The organism is Variovorax sp. FW305-3-2-15-B-LB1, assembly GCF_058787635.1.
The window spans coordinates 2,501-5,975 of record NZ_JBYSZY010000108.1 but is presented as its reverse complement, the minus strand read 5'-3'; the positions used below and the strand labels follow the sequence as shown (position 1 = coordinate 5,975).

Genomic DNA, 3,475 nt, shown 5'->3' with positions numbered 1-3,475 from the left:
GGGAGTTCACAACGCCTGATTAGCAGTTGTTTGCCGCAATAAAAAAAGCGCTGCTTCTTTCGAGTCAGCGCTTTTTATGCAGTTGATCTTTGCATTGCGCAAAGCAAAAAACCCCAGTCATTGCTGACTGGGGTTTTCTGGGCTGTAAGAGCCTGACGATGACCTACTTTCACACGGGAACCCGCACTATCATCGGCGCTGAGTCGTTTCACTGTCCTGTTCGGGATGGGAAGGAGTGGTACCAACTCGCTATGGTCATCAGGCATAAAGGGTTGTCCGATTGATCACACGATCAATCAAACGAATTCATAGAGTTTGGAATCAGCTTTTGGCGAATTATTTTGAATGCGTCAACTTGGCATAACACCCTGATCAGATTGATCAAAGTTATAGGGTCAAGCCGCACGAGCAATTAGTATCAGTTAGCTTAACGCATTACTGCGCTTCCACACCTGACCTATCAACGTCCTGGTCTTGAACGACTCTTTAGGGGGCTCAAGGCCCCGGCAGATCTCATCTTGAAACGAGTTTCCCGCTTAGATGCTTTCAGCGGTTATCTCTTCCACACTTAGCTACTCGGCAATGCCACTGGCGTGACAACCGATACACCAGAGGTGTGTCCACTCCGGTCCTCTCGTACTAGGAGCAGGCTTCCTCAAATCTGCAGCGCCCACGGAAGATAGGGACCAAACTGTCTCACGACGTTTTAAACCCAGCTCACGTACCTCTTTAAATGGCGAACAGCCATACCCTTGGGACCGGCTACAGCCCCAGGATGAGATGAGCCGACATCGAGGTGCCAAACACCGCCGTCGATATGAACTCTTGGGCGGTATCAGCCTGTTATCCCCAGAGTACCTTTTATCCGTTGAGCGATGGCCCTTCCATACAGAACCACCGGATCACTATGTCCTGCTTTCGCATCTGCTCGACTTGTCAGTCTCGCAGTTAAGCACGCTTATGCCATTGCACTATCGTCACGATGTCCGACCGTAACTAGCGTACCTTCGAACTCCTCCGTTACGCTTTGGGAGGAGACCGCCCCAGTCAAACTGCCTACCATGCACTGTCCCCGATCCAGATAATGGACCTAGGTTAGAACCTCAAACACACCAGGGTGGTATTTCAACGTTGGCTCCACAAGATCTAGCGACCCTGCTTCAAAGCCTCCCACCTATCCTACACAGATCTGTTCAAAGTCCAATACAAAGCTACAGTAAAGGTTCATGGGGTCTTTCCGTCTTTCCGCGGGGAGATTGCATCATCACAAACATTTCAACTTCGCTGAGTCTCAGGAGGAGACAGTGTGGCCATCGTTACGCCATTCGTGCAGGTCGGAACTTACCCGACAAGGAATTTCGCTACCTTAGGACCGTTATAGTTACGGCCGCCGTTTACTGGGACTTCAATCAAGAGCTTGCACCCCATCATTTAATCTTCCAGCACCGGGCAGGCGTCACACCCTATACGTCCACTTTCGTGTTTGCAGAGTGCTGTGTTTTTAATAAACAGTCGCAGCCACCGATTTTTTGCAACCCATTCATGCTTCGTTGTTCACTACACACTAATAGGGCACACCTTCTTCCGAAGTTACGGTGTCAATTTGCCGAGTTCCTTCTCCTGAGTTCTCTCAAGCGCCTTAGAATACTCATCTCGCGCACCAGTGTCGGTTTGCGGTACGGTCGTTGTTAGCTGAAGCTTAGTGGCTTTTCCTGGAACCTCGTTCAGTCACTTCACGGACAAGTCCGCTCGATCGTTGGCCTCGGTATATGTGCACCGGATTTGCCTAATGCACGCCTACATCCAACTAAACCAGAATAATCCAATAACTGGATGACCTATTAAGATCCGTCCCCACATCGCACTAACAATCGGTACAGGAATATTGACCTGTTTCCCATCAGCTACGCATCTCTGCCTCGCCTTAGGGGCCGACTCACTCTACGCCGATGAACGTTGCGTAGAAAACCTTGCGCTTACGGCGAGGGGGCTTTTCACCCCCTTTAACGCTACTCATGTCAGCATTCGCACTTCTGATACCTCCAGCACGCTTTACAACGCACCTTCACAGGCTTACAGAACGCTCTCCTACCACTTGCAATAAATTGCAAATCCGCAGCTTCGGTAACTGGCTTAGCCCCGTTACATCTTCCGCGCAGGACGACTCGATCAGTGAGCTATTACGCTTTCTTTAAATGATGGCTGCTTCTAAGCCAACATCCTGACTGTTTTAGCCTTCCCACTTCGTTTCCCACTTAGCCAATTTTAGGGACCTTAGCTGGCGGTCTGGGTTGTTTCCCTCTTGAGTCCGGACGTTAGCACCCGGTGCTCTGTCTCCCAAGCTGTACTCATCGGTATTCGGAGTTTGCCTTGGTTTGGTAAGTCGCCATGACCCCCTAGCCAAAACAGTGCTCTACCCCCGATGGTAATACTTGAGGCACTACCTAAATAGTTTTCGGAGAGAACCAGCTATTTCCAAGTTTGTTTAGCCTTTCACCCCTATCCACAGCTCATCCGCTAGTTTTGCAACACTAGTCGGTTCGGACCTCCAGTACCTGTTACGGCACCTTCATCCTGGCCATGGATAGATCACTTGGTTTCGGGTCTACACCCAGCGACTGATCGCCCTATTCGGACTCGATTTCTCTACGGCTTCCCTATTCGGTTAACCTTGCCACTGAATGTAAGTCGCTGACCCATTATACAAAAGGTACGCAGTCACCCTTGCGGGCTCCTACTTTTTGTAAGCACGCGGTTTCAGGATCTATTTCACTCCCCTCCCGGGGTTCTTTTCGCCTTTCCCTCACGGTACTAGTTCACTATCGGTCAATGATGAGTATTTAGCCTTGGAGGATGGTCCCCCCATATTCAGACAGGATTTCTCGTGTCCCGCCCTACTTGTCGTTAGCTCAGTACCACACAGGTCATTTCACGTACGGGGCTATCACCCGCTATGGCCAGCCTTTCCAAGCTGTTCCGTTATGTCTTGTGCTATCACTAACAGGCTTCTCCGATTTCGCTCGCCACTACTTTCGGAATCTCGGTTGATGTCTTTTCCTCGAGCTACTGAGATGTTTCAGTTCACCCGGTTCGCCTCGCATGACTATGTATTCATCATGCGATACCTTTGCAGGTGGGTTTCCCCATTCGGAAATCTCCGGATCAAAGCTAATTTGCCAGCTCCCCGAAGCTTATCGCAGGCTATCACGTCCTTCGTCGCCTATCATTGCCAAGGCATCCACCACGTGCTCTTATTCACTTGACCCTATAACTTTGACGTTTCTTGCGAAACTACAAAATCATCTCAAGGAATATGTCAGGTCTTTCACCTGACGCGTTATGCCGTACTTCCAATATCGATTTGACTCGAAATTGAAGTTTCTTTTGACGCAATCAAAAATTCTATGTTGCTGATGGCACGGTCTGCACTAAACCTTTACGAATGTGCAGTTTCCATCAGCAACGCTGATTCGAC

At 49.7% G+C, this 3,475-nt stretch carries 2 rRNA genes; both read right to left on the bottom strand.

Going from position 1 to position 3,475, the window contains the following annotated elements:
- Positions 1-150: 150 nt before the first annotated feature.
- Positions 151-263 (bottom strand): 5S ribosomal RNA (gene rrf / locus AC3WQR_RS31405).
- 128 nt (positions 264-391) lie between these two features.
- Positions 392-3,265, bottom strand: a 23S ribosomal RNA gene (locus AC3WQR_RS31400).
- Positions 3,266-3,475: the final 210 nt, after the last annotated feature.